Origin of the sequence: Paraburkholderia sp. GAS32 (assembly GCF_050434225.1) — a bacterium.
Classification (GTDB): Bacteria; Pseudomonadota; Gammaproteobacteria; order Burkholderiales; family Burkholderiaceae; genus Paraburkholderia; species Paraburkholderia madseniana.
The window spans coordinates 1-15,942 of the sequence record NZ_JBNPVS010000033.1 but is presented as its reverse complement, the minus strand read 5'-3'; the positions used below and the strand labels follow the sequence as shown (position 1 = coordinate 15,942).

Below are 15,942 nucleotides of genomic sequence, written 5' to 3'. Positions count from 1 at the left end.
GGAGCAGGCCGGCGTGCCGCCCTTTATAATGCCGCTCTGATACCCATCTATAGTTTCAGCTCAAGTCGCGCGGCCTCGCATGGGCGAGCCGGGCGCCGTAAAAGGATTTCGATCATGCCCGCTACTTCCACGAAACACGCCAAAGTTCTGATTCTCGGTTCCGGTCCCGCCGGCTACACGGCAGCGGTCTACGCGGCACGCGCCAACCTGTCGCCGGTACTCGTCACGGGTCTCGCCCAGGGCGGCCAACTGATGACCACGACCGACGTCGAAAACTGGCCGGCAGACGGCAACGGCGTGCAAGGCCCGGAGCTGATGCAGCGCTTCCTGGAGCACGCCGAGCGCTTCAACACCGAAATCATTTTCGACCACATCCACACGGCCAAGCTGGATGAGAAGCCGATCCGCCTGATTGGCGACTCGGGCGAATACACCTGCGACTCGCTGATCATTTCGACCGGCGCATCGGCGCAGTATCTAGGCCTGCCGTCTGAAGAATTATTCATGGGCAAGGGCGTATCGGCTTGCGCCACCTGCGACGGCTTCTTCTACAAGCAACAACATGTGGCCGTGATCGGCGGCGGCAATACCGCAGTCGAGGAAGCACTCTACCTTTCCGGCATCGCCAAGAAGGTGACGGTGATCCATCGCCGCGACAAGTTCCGCGCCGAACCGATCCTGATCGACCGTCTGCTGGCGAAAGAAAAGGAAGGCCTGGTCGAGATCAAGTGGAACAGCACGCTCGACGAAGTGACCGGCGACCAGTCCGGCGTGACCGGCCTGCGTATCAAGAACACGCAAACCGGCGACACCACGGACATCGCGCTGCAAGGCATCTTCGTCGCGATTGGCCACAAGCCGAACACGGACATTTTCGCAGGCCAGGTGGAGATGAAGAACGGCTACATCATCACCAAGGGCGGTCTGAACGGATTCGCAACGGCGACCAGCGTGCCGGGCGTGTTCGCGGCGGGCGACGTGCAGGATCACGTCTATCGTCAGGCGATCACCAGCGCAGGCACGGGCTGTATGGCCGCGCTCGACGCGCAGCGTTATCTGGAAACCATCGAAGAGATTGGCGAGCACGTGATGAGCGCCGAAGCCGACCGCTGATCTGCAACCTCATCTGTAACCATAAGCGCAACGGTAAAATGGCGGCTGGGCATGGCCCGGCCGCCTGCTTGATAGAAGGCCGCGGCTGAGAAGCCAGCGGCCTTTTTTGCATCCTGTTTGCATTCTGTTCGCGTCGGGTTCGCGTTGTTCCGGCGGCAGGCTGGCGTCGTTCCAGCGCCCTTGCGTGTACGCTTGCCCAGCCCGACTGCCCGGCGTTGCGATGCGCCGCGGCACGTCTAGGCGCCGCAACCGGCGTCGCGCAATCGATCTACTTTTCTGTGTATTAGCGATATGCCGAAGAATCAGCCCCATCCTAGCGAACCGAAGCGCGCGCGTGCCGCTGCCAAGCCCGCGCCCGAGGTATCCGCACCCGCCGTCAAACCGAAGATCGAGCCGGCCGCGGGTCTGGCCGGTCTCGGCGCGTTGCGCGATGCGTTAAAGGGCGACACGCAACGGCGTGAACGCGAACGCGCGGCTGCAGCGGCGGCGCAGCGCGAAGCGTCGGCGGACGCCGATCTATTTCGCCGCGAGATCGGTGCGGTTGCGCCACTGGCGGTCCCGCCGCGCGCCAGCTTGCCGCGCAATCCTCCGTCGCCGCTGCCGGTGCAAACCAAACTCGACGAAGAAGCCGTGCTGCATGAAGCGATCTCCGACGAGTTCGATCCCGAGATCCTGCTCGAAACCGACGAAACGCTCTCCTATTGCCGTCCCGGCGTGAGCCAGGAAGTCGTCCGCAAACTGCGGCGCGGCGATTGGATCGTGCAGGCACAAATCGATCTGCATGGCATGCGTCGCGAGGAAGCGCGCGAGGCGCTGGCCGAGTTCATTCGTGAATCGGTGAAACGTGGCCTGCGGTGTTTGCGCGTGATTCACGGCAAGGGCCTCGGGTCGATTGGTAAAGAACCCGTATTGAAGGGCAAAGTGCGCGCGTGGCTCGTGCAGAAGTCCGAGGTGATCGCCTTCTGCCAGGCGCGTCCGCATGACGGCGGCGCGGGTGCGGTGGTCGTGCTGCTGCAGCCGGGCGTATTGTCGGCTTCCCCCAAGTCCTGACGGAGTCCCGGTGATCCATCCGAGGCTGACGCTGGCGCTGACCATCATGGAAGCGCTGGCTATTTTCGCGTACGCGATCTCCGGTTTTATCGAAGCGAGGACCCGCCGGCTCGACGCCGTGGGCACCTTCCTCGTGGCTGTCGCGACGGCCTTCGGCGGCGGCACCTTGCGCGACGTGCTGCTGGAGCGGCGGCCCTTTTACTGGGTCGAGCATCAGACCTATCTGATCGCGATCTTCGTGATGTCGTTGTTTGCGCCTACGCTCCTGAAGATGACGTCGCGCCTGCTCTCCGAGCGGGTCCTGCTGGTGGCCGATGCGATCGGGCTGGGCTTGTTCAGCATTTCAGGCACGTCGATCGCGCACGACGCGCAGATGCCGTGGTTCACGTCGGTGATGATGGGTGTGTTGGCCGGCGTATTCGGCGGCGTGATTCGCGACGTGCTGTGCAACGAGGTGCCGCTGATCTTGCGTGATTCGCGGCCGTACGCGACATGCGCTTTTGTCGGGTGCTGGCTGTACGTGCTGCTGGACTACATGAACGTCGATACGGTTTATAGCGTGTTGATCGCTACCGCTTTTATCCTGCTCGCGAGGCTGGCGACGTTCAGGTTCAACGTCCGGCTGCCTCACTAAGCTTGTTTCATCAAACTGCCCTAATTAAAAGCACGCCGCCCGGATTCAGGCGGCGCGCGCTTTGAAGCAGCCTTACTTATTGGTCGCCAACGCCCCCGCACTCTTCGAGCCGCCAAACAGTGCCGTCAGGTATTGGGAGTTGTTGTTCATCGTCGCCATCAGCGTGTTGAGCGCGGTGAACTGATTCTGGTACTGCTTCGTCAACTGCGCGCTGTAATTGGCGAGCGTGGTCTGCTGCGTGGTGATGCTCTTCAGGTCGGCATTCAACGCCGTGCTGCGGGTGTCGATGATGCCGCCCGTCTTCACGAAGTCGGTAATGCTCTTGTTCAGCTTGACGCCGATGCCGTTGGTCGAGTTGAACAACGTGGCGACTTGCGCCGGGCTGCTGGTGAGCGACGTACTCAGCTTCTTGCTGTCGATGACCAGCGTGCCGTCCGCCGGATCGCCCTTCAGCGTAATGCCAATCGAAGCGAGCCCCACCGCTGACGACCCCGTGCCGACGCCCCCGCCAACGATCGACGCCAACGTATTCTTGATCGTCGTCAGCGTCGAATCGCCGAGCAGCGCGCCGCCGGTCTTCGACGACTTGTCGTACGAGGACAGCGAGTTGATGGTCGTGACGACAGTGTTGTAGAGATTGGCGAAGTTCGTGATGGCCGTGTTCTGCGCGGTCGTATCCGGCGCGATTGTCAGTGTCTGCGTGGTGCCGACCGCGGCGCTCGACAGATTCAGCGTGACGCCGGAAATTGCCGAGGTGACCGCGTTCGTGGAGCTGCTCGCCTCAATCCCGCCGATGGTGAACTGCGCGTCCTGAGCGGCTTCGCTTTGCTGCCAGGCCTTGCTGGTATCCGAAGATACGATCGTGGACGCCGCGCCGTTCGCACCCGGCGTGGAGGTTACGCCGAGGCTCGACAGGCCTGCGTCGTTCTGGACGCCGCTGGTGGACACGTTGATCGTGTTGGCCGCGCCGGTGGTGGTCGAGCGTAACACCAGGTGGGCGCCGCCCGTGCCGGTCACGATGGTGGCCGTGACGCCAGGATTGTTGCCCGCCTTGTTGATCGCATTGGCGATGCCGCTCAGCGTGTTGTTCGTGCTGTCGACCGTGACATCCATCGACTTGGCGCCGACCGCGATGGTCAACTTGCCGGTGCCCAACTTGGCGGTGGAATCGAACGCCGCCGACGACAGACTCTGCGACGCAGCGATCTGTTTGACGTCAATCGAATAGCTGCCGGCGACCGCGCCGGGACCAGCCTTGGGGTCCATGCCTTTGCCGCTCGCGGTGGCCCCGAAGGTCGACAGGGTGGTTCCGTCCGAGAGACTCTTGATCGCGGCCTGCAAGGCGTTCAACGCGGAACTCAGGGCGCCGTACGCGGACAAGGTCGTGGTATCACTCGTCTGTTTGGCCTTCAGCGCCGCCGTCTGGCCAGCCGTCTTCGCATTCACGAGGGCCGACACCAGCGACGCCACGTCCATCGTCGAATTGCCGGTGGAGCCATTGATAATCGATTGCGCCGCTTGCTGCACCTGGTTCTGCGCGTTGGCAGTCGCGCTGTTCACAGACGTCGTGGTGATCGTTGACATGCAAAGGCTCCGTGCGTCGAGTTATTCGTTATTTATTGCGTGACGCCCCGGTGGTCTTTCTGATTACGGCGGCAAACCGGCTACGTCGCGGTCACGTCGATTTCTTACAATTTTTTCAAATGTTACACTATGTTTCTTGAAAGTTTGTGACGTTTTGTCGTAACAAATCGCCGCGCACAGGCTTTTTCTAGCGTCCGGTCTTTGCCGGATTCGGACCAACATTCGCCTTCCACTAAAATTTTCTGGGCTGTCGCAAGGTTGTCGATTCCCACCGCTGCCGTTCGTCGTCAGGTAAACGGCCCCTCCGGCCGTCAGCGCGCCACAGCGCTCCTCGCAAACCGCCCTAGGTGACCACGATGACCCTGAAGCTCTATGCCCACCCCTTCTCCTCCTACTGCCAGAAGGTGCTGACCGCGCTTTACGAAAACGGCACGCCGTTCGAACTGCGCCTGCTCGCGCACGACGACCCGCAAGTCATGGCTGAGTTCGCCGCGCTCTGGCCGATCAAGCGCTTTCCCGTGCTGGTCGACGGCAGCCGGACCGTGGTGGAGGCGAGCATCATCATCGAGTATCTCGGCCTGTATCACCCGGGTCCGGTGCCGCTTTTGCCGGCCGATGCCCGCACCGCGCTGGAAGTGCGCAGCATGGATCGCTTCTTCGACAACTACATCTCCACGCCGCAGCAGAAGATCGTGTACGACAGTCTGCGCGCCGAGCCGGAGCGTGATCCTCGCGCCGTGGCCGAAGCCCGCGACATGCTCGACACCGCCTACGGTTGGCTCGACAAGGTGATGGCCGGGCGCGAATGGGCGGCCGGCGATGCGTTCAGCCTCGCCGACTGCGGCGCCGCGCCGTTCCTCTTCTACGCCGACTGGACGCATCGCATCGGCCCGGCCTTTGAGCACGTGCTCGCCTACCGGAAGCGGCTGCTGGCCCGGCCATCGTTCGCACGCGCAGTCGACGAAGCACGCCCGTATCGCCCGCTGTTCCCACTTGGCGCGCCTGATCGGGATTGATCGTACGAACCCGGCACGGACCCGACATAACCACGCGAGCGCGCCAACACTATTTCCAAGCGATACACTTCACTTCGAAACCCACTTCCGCCCATCACTCATAAGGCAAAACATGGACCGTTTCGAAGCGATGGAGATATTTACGCGTGTGGTCGAGGCGAACAGCTTCACCAAAGTATCCGAGTCGCTCGACCTGCCCCGCGCCAAAGTCAGCCGGACCATTCAGGCTCTGGAAGAACACGTCGGCGTGCGGCTTCTGAACCGTTCGACGCGGCAGGTCAGCGTCACCGAAGACGGCGCGCTGTTCTACGACCGCTGCGTGCGCATCCTCGCCGAAGTCGCCGATGCCGAGTCGTCGCTGTCGAACAAGCGCGAACATCCGAGCGGCACGATTCGCGTCGATACGTCGGGCACGCTCGCCCGTGCGTTGCTGCTGCCCGCGCTCGACGACTTCTACCGGCAATACCCCGAGATCGACGTGCGGCTTGGGCTGGCGGATCGCAATATCGATCTGATTCAGGACGGGGTGGATTGCGTGATCCGCATGGGCACGCCGGAAGAGTCGAGTCTCGTCGCGCGGCGTATCGGCGAGGCGCGGATCGTGACCTGCGCGTCGCCCGCCTATCTGGAGCAATTCGGCACGCCGACCACACTCGAGGAGCTCAGCGAGCATCGCGCGGTCAACTACGTTTCCGCGCGCAGCGGCAAGACCTTTCCATTCGAGTACGAGGTGGACGGCGAGATCGTCAAGGTCACGTTGAAGAGCGTGCTCGCGGTGAATGACGGCAGCGTCTACATCAGCGCGAGCGCGCTCGGCCACGGCATCATCCAGCCGTCGCGCTTCATGGTCGCGGATCTGATTGCGCAAGGCGCGCTCAAGGAAATTCTCACGAACTACACGAGCCCCGGTACGCCGCTGTCGATCCTGTACGCACATCGCCGCAATCTGAGTTCACGGCTGCGCGCCTTCACCGAGTGGGTCACCGAGCTGGCGCGGAACAATCCGGATCTGCGCATCAAGGACGTTTGACGTCACGTCGCGGAGCGCCATGCTCCGAGCCCACTGCAACCCGATCCAAACAGCACCTGGCAAATGAAAAAAAGCCCCATGCGTCTCGCAACGCATGGGGCTTTCTTCAAAGCGGATCGCTCAGCGAATTACCCGCCTCAGGCAATCCGCTCTTCATTAGTCGGATCGAACAACACCGCCTTCGACGCATCGAACAACAGCGTCGTATTCGTCAACGGCTGCGGATTCGAGGCCGGGTGCACACGGCTCACAATGCGCTTGCCGTTAACCTGCGCGAACACCAGCGTGTCCGGTCCGGTCGGCTCGATCACGTCGACCTTCACTTCGATCGGCTGCAGATTTGCGTGGTCGCCATGCGCACCGCGTGCGTCGGTGATCCGCTCCGGGCGCAGGCCCAGAATCACTTCACGCCCCACGTGCGACTTCACCTTGGCTGAGTCGAACGGCAGGTTCAGCACGCCGCGCATGCCGCCCGTATCCAGTTCGATGCCCACGCCCGAACCCTGCTCCACCAGCTTGCCCTGGATGAAGTTCATCGGCGGCGCGCCGATAAAGCCAGCCACGAACAGATTCGCCGGCGAATCGTAGATTTCCTGCGGTGCGCCGAACTGCTGGACGATGCCGTCTTTCATCACCGCGATGCGGTCGCCGAGCGTCATGGCTTCGATCTGATCGTGCGTCACGTAGACGATCGTCGTGCCGAGGCGTTGATGCAGCAGCTTGATTTCCGAGCGCATTTCGATGCGCAGCTTCGCGTCGAGGTTCGACAGCGGTTCGTCGAACAGGAACATCACCGGATCGCGTGCGAGCGCACGGCCCATGGCCACGCGCTGACGCTGACCACCGGAGAGCTGACCCGGCTTGCGGTCCAGCAGGTGTGTGATCTGCAGCGTGTTCGACACGCGGTCGACGATCTGCGCCTGCTCCTGCTTCGGCACCTTGCGGATGCCCAGGCCGAACGAGATGTTCTCGCGCACCGTCATGGACGGATACAGCGCGTACGACTGGAACACCATCGCGATGTCGCGATCTTTCGGCGAGAGGTTGTTCACCGTCTTGCCGTCGATCTGGATCTCGCCCTTGGTCACGGTTTCGAGGCCGGCGATCATGTTGAGCAGCGTCGACTTCCCGCAGCCCGAGCCGCCGACGAGAATCAGGAACTGGCCGTCTTCGATGTCGATGTTGACACCCTTCAGAACCGGCACCCCATTCGGGTAAGTTTTGTACACGTCACGGATGGAAAGGCTTGCCATGCTGTGAATCCTCTTGTCTCTGGTACTGCTTGAAAACTCTGGTCGGATGACGGCGGCGTTTCCCGGAAGAAGCGCCACCGCGATGCGTATGGTTTAGCCCTTGACTGCGCCCGCCGTCAGACCGCGCACGAAATAGCGGCCGGCGACGATATAGACGAGCAGCGTCGGCAAAGCGGCGATAATCGCGCCGGCCATGTCCACGTTGTATTCCTTCACGCCGGTCGAGGTGTTCACGAGGTTGTTCAGCGCCACCGTGATCGGCATCGAATCGACACCGGAGAACACAATCCCGAACAGGAAGTCATTCCAGATCTGCGTGAATTGCCAGATCAGGCACACCATGAAAATCGGCAGCGACACCGGCATCAGAATCTTCGTGAAGATCGTGAAGAAACCCGCACCGTCGATCCGCGCGGCCTTCACGAGTTCGGCCGGAATGCTCACGTAGAAGTTGCGGAAGAACATCGTGGTGAAGGCGATACCGTAGATCACGTGCACCACCACCAGACCGGTTATCGAATTCGACAGGCCGAGCAAGCCTTCGAAACGCGCCATCGGCAGCAGGATCGCCTGGAACGGAATGAAACAGCCGACCAGGATCATCGTGAAGATCGGATCCGCGCCGCGGAAGCGCCAGTGCGTGAGCACATAACCGTTGAACGCGCCGATGATCGACGAGATCAGGACGGCCGGAATCACCATGCGCACGGAGTTCATGAAGAACGGCTGCATGCCGTCGCAGCGCACACCCGTACACGCACCGCTCCATGCCTTGATCCAGGGGTCGATGGTCCAGTGCGTCGGCGGCGTGAGCAGATTACCGGTGCGCAGTTGGTCGACGTCCTTGAACGACGTGGACAGCATCACGTACAGCGGGAACAGGAAATACAGGGCAAACAGAATCAAGGCCGCATAAATGACGGCACGGCTGATCGTCATCTTAGGCTGCATTGCGCGTGCTCCTCGATTCCAGATACATCAGCGGCACGAGCACGGCCACAACGGTGGCGAGCATCATCATCGACGATGCCGCGCCGACGCCCAGCTGCCCGCGATTGAACGAAAACGTGTACATGAAAATAGCCGGCAGCGATGAAGACGTACCCGGACCGCCCGCGGTCAACGCGACGACCAGGTCGAAGGTCTTGATCGTGATGTGGCAGAGAATCAGCAGCACGGAGAAGAACACCGGGCGCATGCTCGGAATCACGATCTTGCGATAGATGGTGGGCAGGCCCGCGCCGTCCATCTGCGCAGCCTTGAAGATTTCAGCATCTACACCACGCAGGCCCGCGAGGAACAGTGCCATCACGAAGCCGGTGGATTGCCACACCGCCGCGACCACGACGCAGAAAATCGCCTTGTCCGGGTCGCCGAGCCAACTGAACGAGAAGCTCGTCCAGCCCCAGTCGTGGAACACCTTTTCGAGGCCGACGCTCGGCGTCATGATCCATTGCCACGCCGTACCCGTCACGATGAACGAAAGCGCCATCGGGTACAGGAACACGGCGCGCAGCGCGCCTTCATTGCGGATCTGCTGATCGAGCAGGATCGCGAGGAACAGACCGAGGCCGATACAGATACCGATAAACGGAATGCCGAACCAGCCGAGGTTGGCAGCCGAAGTCCAGAACACATCGTTATCGAACAGTTCGCGATAACGGTCGAGACCGACAAATTCATAACGTGGCATCAGTCGCGAATTCGATAGCGACAGAAAGCCGGTAATGGCGATGAAGCCATACACGAAGATCAGGCTGATCACGACGCTGGGTGCGAGCACCAGCTTCGGAATCCAGCGATCGGCAAGGGCCGCCATCGGCGACGTGCGGCGGGTCACGGTGGCCGTTTTCCCGTTTCCGCTGATAGAAGCAGTCACTACTCGACTCCTGCTGAAACTGTACCGCCGGGGCGCTCACTCACGAAAGACGCGAGACCGGGACGGCATAGGTGTGACTCGATGAAACCAGGGGTGAAGTGTCTCGCCCTAAGTAACGCAACGGCTGCAAGCAATCCGAAGAACGCGCCCGGCACCCACGAGGGGAACCACCAGGCGCGCCACTTCGCTTACGTCACTTACTTGGTCTTCGCAGCCTTCGCGAGCGCGGCAACCGCGGTCTTCGAATCTTGCTGCGAGTTCATGAACTTCGTGACCACGTCCGAGATCGCGCCGGCTGCTGCATCCGGTTGCGCCATGCCGTGTGCCAGCGAAGGCACATAGCCGCCCGACTTGATCGCCACTTGTTCATCCGCGTACGACTTCTTCGCGCAGTCGTCGAACTTGGCCATCGACACGCCCAGACGAACCGGGATCGAACCCTTGTTCAGGCTGAACTGTTCCTGGAACTCCGGCGACATGATCGTCTTGGCCAGTGCCAATTGACCCGGCGTTGCAGTCTTCTGGCCCTTCTGCTGGAAGAACACAAACGAGTCGACGTTGAACGTGTAAGCCTTTTCCGTGCCCGGAACCGCAGCGCAGATGTAGTCCGAGCCCGCCTTCTTGTCGGCGTTGGCGAACTCGCCCTTGGCCCAGTCGCCCATGAACTGCATGCCGGCCTTGCCGTTGATGACCATCGCCGTTGCCAGGTTCCAGTCACGGCCCGTGCGGCCCGCGTCGAAGTAACCCTGGATCTTGCGGACCGTGTCGAACACGCCGACCATCTGGTCCGACGTCAACGTCTTCTCGTCGAGATCAACCAGCGCCTTCTTGTAGAAGCCTGCGCCTTGCGACAGCACCACGTCTTCCCACAGCGTCAGGTCTTGCCACGGCTGACCGCCCATCGCGATCGGCTGGATGCCCGCGGCCTTCATCTTGTCGGCCACCGCGAAGAACTCAGGCCACGTGGTCGGCACCTTGCCGCCTGCCTTGTCCAGCGCTGCCTTGTTGATGTACAGCCAGTTCACGCGGTGCACCGAGAACGGTGCTCCCACGTAGTGACCGTCCGCGTGCATGATCTTGTCGATTTCCGGCGGCAGGTTCTTCTTCCAGTCGGCTGCGGCCGAGTCGATCGGCACCAGCACGCCTTGCGAAGCCCAGTCCTGGATCAGCGGACCCTTGATCTGCGCAGCGCTCGGCGCGTTGCCCGAGATCACCTGCGTCTTCAGTGCCGTCATGGCAGCCGCACCCGCGCCGCCAGCAACCGCGAAGTCCTTCCACGTGTAACCCTGCTTCGTCATGTCGTCCTTGAGGACGCCGACGGCTTTCGATTCGCCGCCCGAAGTCCACCAGTGCAACACTTCGATCGACTCGGCAGCTTGCACAGCCGAGACGCCACACATCAGACCTGCGGCGCACAAAGCGCCCATGATCGCGCGAAATTTCATTGCTTATCTCCTCCAGACACCTGAACAAAAAACAAATGGCCCCTGATGTCGCCAGGGTGCTGTGGTTGGTTCAAACAGGCAAAACACTGGGCGATCGAGCACGGTCGGGCGCATGCGTTGAGGCATGTGCCGGCGGACCGATATCCGGCCGCTGGAAGCTCAAGAGATGAGTGGTTCGGGATGCAACTGACTGTCTCCTCTTTTGATTTTTGCCTGCCCGCGTCGTGCGCGGCAGACTCGAGGTGCCTTGCACGTTAACCCTGACGCCAGGTTAGCTTTCCGGCCTTCCGTAAGGGCTGCCGGGGGCATGCTGGCACGTGCTCGCACGCAATGTCCGTTAACATGAAGGGGACGCCTGCCGATTCGGGAAAACGCGCATCTAGCCTCACAGCGCACGCTTTTTTCATCGAATTAGCGCTACCTCTTGATTTGGATTGTAGTTAAACTACAATTCAGTGTCAAAAAATATTTTATCGGACTACGGTCGCCCTTTTTCGGTCCCCACGGCGACCCCCAGGATATCGACGGAGACACATGCAAACCGATTCAAGCTTCACCTTCGTTCTCTTCGGCGGAACCGGCGATCTGGCCATGCGAAAGATCCTGCCGGCACTGTTTGAAGCGCACCGTGCAGGCGGCATGCTGGCCGACAGTGGCAAGATCGTCGCGGTAGCACGGCATGTGGCTGATCGTGCTGCCTACATTGACTGGGTCAATGAGCACGTCAAACCGCACGTGTCGAAGAACGGTGTGGATGAAACAGCATGGGCGAGCTTCCTCGACCGTATCGAGTTCGTGAAGATCGATCTCGGCAACCCCGAAGACTTCACGCTGCTGCGCGACGCCTTGAGCGGCCGCCCCGGCATTCGGGTGTTCTATCTGGCCACGGGTCCGTCGCTGTTCGTGCCGATCTGCCGCGCGCTCGCGTCGGTGGGGCTCAACGAAAATTCGCGCATCGTGCTGGAAAAGCCGCTCGGCTACGACCTCAAGTCGTCCAACGCAATTAATGATGCAGTCGGTGAAATCTTCGCTGAAGAACAGATCTACCGGATCGACCACTACCTCGGTAAGGAGCCGGTGCAGAACCTGCTCGCGCTGCGCTTCGGCAATGTGCTGTTCGAACCGCTGTGGCGCCGCGAATGGGTGGAAAGCATTCAGATCACGATTGCGGAAGAACTCGGCGTGGAAGCGCGCGGCGACTTCTACGACAACACCGGCGCGTTGCGCGACATGGTGCAGAACCATTTGCTGCAACTGCTTTCCATCGTCGCGATGGAACCGCCGCATTCGATGGATTCCGACTCGGTCCGTGACGAAAAGCTGCGCGTGCTGCGCGCGTTGAAGCCGATCGATCCGCGCGATATCGGCAAGGTCGCCGTGCGCGGCCAGTATCATGCGGGCGTGATCCGCGGCAGCGCGGTGCCGGCGTATGCCACCGAGCCTGGCGTGAAGACGGACAGCACCACCGAAACCTTCGTTGCGGTGAAGGTGGAAATCGAAAACTGGCGCTGGGCCAGTGTGCCGTTTTTCCTGCGCACGGGCAAGCGTCTCGCGGATCGCGTCGCCGAGATCGTGGTGAATTTCCGTGCGGTGCCGCATTCGGCATTGGGCGCGTCCGCGTTGCGTGGCGGTGCGAACCGTCTCGTGATCCGTTTGCAGCCGAACGAAACCATTCGCCTCTACTGTCTCGCGAAGCAGCCCGGCGAAGGCATGAACCTCGCCAGCGTCCACCTCGACCTCGCGTTCGACCGCTTCTTCCGCGAAGGGCAAATGGAGGCGTATCAACGTCTGCTACTCGATGTTATCAACGGCCGCCTCGCGCTGTTCGTGCGGCGCGACGAACAGGAAGCGGCATGGCGTTGGGTCGAACCGATCCTCAACGAATGGGCTGCTGCCAACAAGCCGCCCAAGCCGTACGCAGCAGGCACGTGGGGGCCGGCAGCGGCGAGCGCGATGTTGGCGCAGCACGGCACCTGCTGGCTCGAAGAAGAGAATTGAATCAACTGAATTACGGCGTCGTACTATGCCCGGTCCCGATCGAAGCACGGCACGGCGCCTGCAAGACCCACCGACGAACTGAACGGAATGGCGCCGGTATCACGAAGGCGCCTGCAAGTCATCCCACTTGCAGGCATCGCGTGAGAGCAGGACGGCACATTCCGCAGATCTAACAAGAAAGCAGCACGGAGGAGAAGTGATCGAGCTTCACGCTTTCGACGATCAACGCGCCCAATCCGACGCGTTGGCGAAAGCGGTTGGCGACGCGTTACATGCGTCGCTCGCCGCACAGACGGCTACGTCAACCAACGACGCGCGCCCGGCCATGCTTGCAGTGTCCGGCGGCAGCAGCCCGCGTCCGTTCCTGCAGACGTTGTCCACGCAATCCTTCGACTGGGCACGCATTGCCGTGACGCTGGTCGACGACCGCTGGGTGCCGGAAACGGACAGCGCGAGCAATTCGCAACTCGTGCACGACACGCTGTTGCAGAACGCCGCAAAAAATGCTGCTTTCTGGCCGCTGGTCGATGCCACGCAAGACCTGAACGCGCACGTTGCCGCGCTGAACGCCGACGCGCGCTTTAGCGCCGTGCCGGACGTCGCGATTCTCGGCATGGGCGAAGACGGTCACACCGCGTCGATTTTCGCGGATGCGCCCGAATGGGACTACGCGATCGCCACCCCCGAGCGCTTCGTTGCCGTGCATCCCGGCAGCGCACCGCATGCGCGCGTGAGCTGGTCGCTCTCTGCCCTGAAAGAAGTGAAGCACCTGTTTTTGTTGATCGCAGGACCGCGAAAGATGGACGTGCTGAATGCCGCCGCCGCTTCGCTACAAAAAAATGCCATCTCGCAGTTGGCAAACGACAAGGGAGTGAGACTCGATGTCTACTGGTGTGCAAACTAAGGCTGTTCCGGGCGCGGGCCAGCACGCCGATGGACCGAGGCTGCTCGCCGACATCGGCGGCACCAATGCGCGTTTCGCGCTCGAATACAGCCCGGGCGAAATCGGCTCGGTGCAGGTCTATCCGTGCGCGGACTATCCGGGCGTTGCCGAAGTCATCAAGAAGTATCTGAAGGACACCAAGATCGGCCGCGTGAATCACGCGGCGATTGCGATTGCGAACCCGGTCGACGGCGATCAGGTCAGCATGACCAATCACGACTGGAGCTTTTCGATCGAAGCCACGCGCCGCGCGCTCGGCTTCGACACGTTGCTGGTGGTGAACGACTTTACCGCGCTGGCCATGGCGCTGCCCGGCCTGACCGACGCGCAGCGCGTGCAGGTAGGCGGCGGCGCGCGCCGTCCGAACAGCGTGATCGGCCTGCTCGGCCCGGGCACCGGCATGGGCGTGTCCGGCCTGATTCCCGCCGACGACCGCTGGATCGCGCTCGGCAGCGAAGGCGGTCACGCCACCTTCGCGCCGGCCGACGAACGTGAAGACATCGTGCTGCAATACGCGCGCAAGAAGTGGTCGCACGTCTCGTTCGAACGCGTGGCCGCGGGCCCCGGCATCGAAGTGATTTACCGTGCGCTGGCGGGCCGCGACAAGAAGCGTGTGGCGGCCAACGTCGACACGGTCGAGATCGTCAAACGCGCGCTGGACGGCGAGCCGCTCGCGGCCGAATCCGTCGACGTGTTCTGTGGAATTCTTGGCACCTTCGCCGGCAATATTGCGGTGACGCTCGGCGCATTGGGCGGCATCTACATTGGCGGCGGCGTCGTGCCGCGGCTCGGCGAGTTCTTCTCGCGTTCGTCGTTTCGCAAACGGTTCGAGGCGAAGGGTCGCTTCGAGGCGTATTTGCAGAACGTGCCGACCTACGTGATTACCGCTGAATACCCGGCGTTTCTGGGTGTTTCGGCGATTCTCGCAGAGCAGTTGTCGAACCGCGCGGGCGGCAGCTCATCGGCCGTGTTCGAGCGGATTCGCCAGATGCGCGACGCGTTGACGCCGGCCGAGCGCCGCGTGGCCGATCTCGCGTTGAATCATCCGCGTTCGATCATCAACGATCCGATCGTGGACATCGCGCGCAAGGCCGACGTGAGCCAGCCGACGGTGATCCGTTTTTGCCGCTCGCTCGGCTGCCAGGGTTTGTCGGATTTCAAGCTGAAGCTGGCGACGGGTTTGACCGGCACGATTCCGGTGAGTCATAGCCAGGTGCATCTGGGCGATACCGCGACGGACTTCGGCGCGAAGGTGCTGGACAACACCGTGTCGGCGATTTTGCAGTTGCGCGAGCATTTGAATTTCGACCAGGTCGAGCGGGCCATTGATCTGTTGAACGGCGCGCGGCGGATCGAGTTTTATGGGCTCGGCAATTCGAATATCGTCGCGCAGGACGCGCATTACAAGTTCTTCCGGTTTGGTATTCCGACGATTGCCTACGGCGATCTGTATATGCAGGCGGCGTCTGCTGCGTTGCTGGGCAAGGGTGATGTGATTGTGGCCGTGTCCAAGTCGGGACGTGCGCCTGAGTTATTGCGTGTGCTGGATGTCGCCATGCAGGCGGGGGCGAAGGTGATTGCCATTACGTCCAGCAACACGGCGCTGGCCAAGCGGGCTACTGTTGCTTTGGAGACCGATCACATTGAGATTCGCGAGTCGCAGTTGTCGATGATTTCGCGGATTCTGCATCTCGTCATGATTGATATTCTTGCCGTTGGTGTGGCGATTCGGCGCGCTGTGCCTAGCCCCGATGTGGCTGAGACGGTCGCTAAGGCGCGACAAGGCGCGGATGATGATGCTACTGCTGTGCTCGATTGGTTAAGTCATGGGGCGGCTTCTTCGCCGCGGGATTAAGGGTTGTTTTTTGGCCTTCGCGGCGCTTTTGTCAGTGTTCTTGGGGCGTTGGCCTTTCCTTGCATTGTTAGTGGTCTATTAGCGTTGCCCCTGTGCGGGGCGGCACCTACTTCTCTTTGCCGGCTGCAAAGAGAAGTAGGCA

13 protein-coding genes are annotated in these 15,942 nt (G+C 61.6%); 8 read left to right on the top strand and 5 right to left on the bottom strand.

Going from position 1 to position 15,942, the window contains the following annotated elements:
• The first annotated feature begins 114 nt into the window (after positions 1–114).
• The 3 genes from trxB (at position 115) to P3T25_RS31850 (ending at position 2,797) form a co-directional block, all read left to right on the top strand.
• Positions 115–1,113: a thioredoxin-disulfide reductase gene (trxB, locus tag P3T25_RS31860; RefSeq protein ID WP_154562052.1), complete on the top strand. Its 999-nt coding sequence runs from the start codon at positions 115–117 to the stop codon at positions 1,111–1,113.
• A 291-nt stretch (positions 1,114–1,404) separates the two neighbouring features.
• Entirely contained in the window at positions 1,405–2,163 is a 759-nt protein-coding gene (locus P3T25_RS31855) for a Smr/MutS family protein (protein ID WP_429360864.1), read from the top strand.
• 13 nt (positions 2,164–2,176) lie between these two features.
• On the top strand, positions 2,177–2,797 hold the full coding sequence (locus tag P3T25_RS31850) for a trimeric intracellular cation channel family protein (RefSeq protein ID WP_093643989.1): 621 nt from the start codon (positions 2,177–2,179) through the stop codon (positions 2,795–2,797).
• A gap of 72 nt (positions 2,798–2,869) precedes the next feature.
• Here the strand turns inward: P3T25_RS31850 and fliD are convergent, their stop codons facing one another.
• On the bottom strand, positions 2,870–4,381 hold the full coding sequence (gene fliD, locus P3T25_RS31845) for a flagellar filament capping protein FliD (protein ID WP_429360862.1): 1,512 nt from the start codon (positions 4,379–4,381) through the stop codon (positions 2,870–2,872).
• 356 nt (positions 4,382–4,737) lie between these two features.
• On the opposite strand from fliD, the gene P3T25_RS31840 reads away from it, so the two are divergent.
• The gene (locus tag P3T25_RS31840; protein WP_171924995.1) at positions 4,738–5,397 is read left to right on the top strand and encodes a glutathione S-transferase family protein; all 660 of its coding nucleotides are present in this window, start codon (positions 4,738–4,740) and stop codon (positions 5,395–5,397) included.
• 112 nt (positions 5,398–5,509) lie between these two features.
• Positions 5,510–6,427 carry a LysR family transcriptional regulator gene (locus tag P3T25_RS31835; protein ID WP_154562060.1) on the top strand — a complete coding sequence of 306 codons (918 nt, stop codon included), beginning with the start codon at positions 5,510–5,512 and terminating at the stop codon, positions 6,425–6,427.
• A gap of 137 nt (positions 6,428–6,564) precedes the next feature.
• Here the strand turns inward: P3T25_RS31835 and P3T25_RS31830 are convergent, their stop codons facing one another.
• The 4 genes from P3T25_RS31830 to P3T25_RS31815 all read right to left on the bottom strand — a co-directional run bounded on the left by P3T25_RS31830 (position 6,565) and on the right by P3T25_RS31815 (position 11,004).
• On the bottom strand, positions 6,565–7,680 hold the full coding sequence (locus P3T25_RS31830; RefSeq protein ID WP_154562062.1) for an ABC transporter ATP-binding protein: 1,116 nt from the start codon (positions 7,678–7,680) through the stop codon (positions 6,565–6,567).
• 93 nt (positions 7,681–7,773) lie between these two features.
• Positions 7,774–8,631: a carbohydrate ABC transporter permease gene (locus P3T25_RS31825; protein ID WP_093643967.1), complete on the bottom strand. Its 858-nt coding sequence runs from the start codon at positions 8,629–8,631 to the stop codon at positions 7,774–7,776.
• Complete coding sequence (locus tag P3T25_RS31820; protein ID WP_097391669.1) at positions 8,621–9,559, bottom strand: carbohydrate ABC transporter permease; 939 nt, start codon at positions 9,557–9,559, stop codon at positions 8,621–8,623. The genes P3T25_RS31825 and P3T25_RS31820 overlap by 11 nt, the downstream gene beginning before the upstream one ends.
• Before the next feature lie 197 nt (positions 9,560–9,756).
• Complete coding sequence (locus tag P3T25_RS31815; RefSeq protein ID WP_171924994.1) at positions 9,757–11,004, bottom strand: ABC transporter substrate-binding protein; 1,248 nt, start codon at positions 11,002–11,004, stop codon at positions 9,757–9,759.
• A gap of 534 nt (positions 11,005–11,538) precedes the next feature.
• On the opposite strand from P3T25_RS31815, the gene zwf reads away from it, so the two are divergent.
• From zwf to P3T25_RS31800, 3 genes are all read left to right on the top strand, one after another.
• The gene (gene zwf / locus P3T25_RS31810) at positions 11,539–13,002 is read left to right on the top strand and encodes a glucose-6-phosphate dehydrogenase (protein WP_429360858.1); all 1,464 of its coding nucleotides are present in this window, start codon (positions 11,539–11,541) and stop codon (positions 13,000–13,002) included.
• Between the two features lie 196 nt (positions 13,003–13,198).
• Complete coding sequence (pgl, locus tag P3T25_RS31805; RefSeq protein WP_429360856.1) at positions 13,199–13,906, top strand: 6-phosphogluconolactonase; 708 nt, start codon at positions 13,199–13,201, stop codon at positions 13,904–13,906.
• Positions 13,884–15,800: a bifunctional transcriptional regulator/glucokinase gene (locus P3T25_RS31800; RefSeq protein ID WP_429360854.1), complete on the top strand. Its 1,917-nt coding sequence runs from the start codon at positions 13,884–13,886 to the stop codon at positions 15,798–15,800. The genes pgl and P3T25_RS31800 overlap by 23 nt, the downstream gene beginning before the upstream one ends.
• Positions 15,801–15,942: the final 142 nt, after the last annotated feature.

What these genes read in the sequence shown, in the direction of transcription:
- P3T25_RS31855 (WP_429360864.1), top strand. Translation starts at nt 1,405, where the DNA reads ATGCCGAAGAATCAGCCCCATCCTAGCGAACCGAAGCGCGCGCGTGCC.
- fliD (WP_429360862.1), bottom strand. Translation starts at nt 4,381, where the DNA reads ATGTCAACGATCACCACGACGTCTGTGAACAGCGCGACTGCCAACGCG.
- P3T25_RS31840 (WP_171924995.1), top strand. Translation starts at nt 4,738, where the DNA reads ATGACCCTGAAGCTCTATGCCCACCCCTTCTCCTCCTACTGCCAGAAG.
- P3T25_RS31825 (WP_093643967.1), bottom strand. Translation starts at nt 8,631, where the DNA reads ATGCAGCCTAAGATGACGATCAGCCGTGCCGTCATTTATGCGGCCTTG.
- P3T25_RS31800 (WP_429360854.1), top strand. Translation starts at nt 13,884, where the DNA reads ATGTCTACTGGTGTGCAAACTAAGGCTGTTCCGGGCGCGGGCCAGCAC.
- P3T25_RS31835 (WP_154562060.1), top strand. Translation starts at nt 5,510, where the DNA reads ATGGACCGTTTCGAAGCGATGGAGATATTTACGCGTGTGGTCGAGGCG.
- P3T25_RS31815 (WP_171924994.1), bottom strand. Translation starts at nt 11,004, where the DNA reads ATGAAATTTCGCGCGATCATGGGCGCTTTGTGCGCCGCAGGTCTGATG.
- zwf (WP_429360858.1), top strand. Translation starts at nt 11,539, where the DNA reads ATGCAAACCGATTCAAGCTTCACCTTCGTTCTCTTCGGCGGAACCGGC.
- P3T25_RS31830 (WP_154562062.1), bottom strand. Translation starts at nt 7,680, where the DNA reads ATGGCAAGCCTTTCCATCCGTGACGTGTACAAAACTTACCCGAATGGG.
- trxB (WP_154562052.1), top strand. Translation starts at nt 115, where the DNA reads ATGCCCGCTACTTCCACGAAACACGCCAAAGTTCTGATTCTCGGTTCC.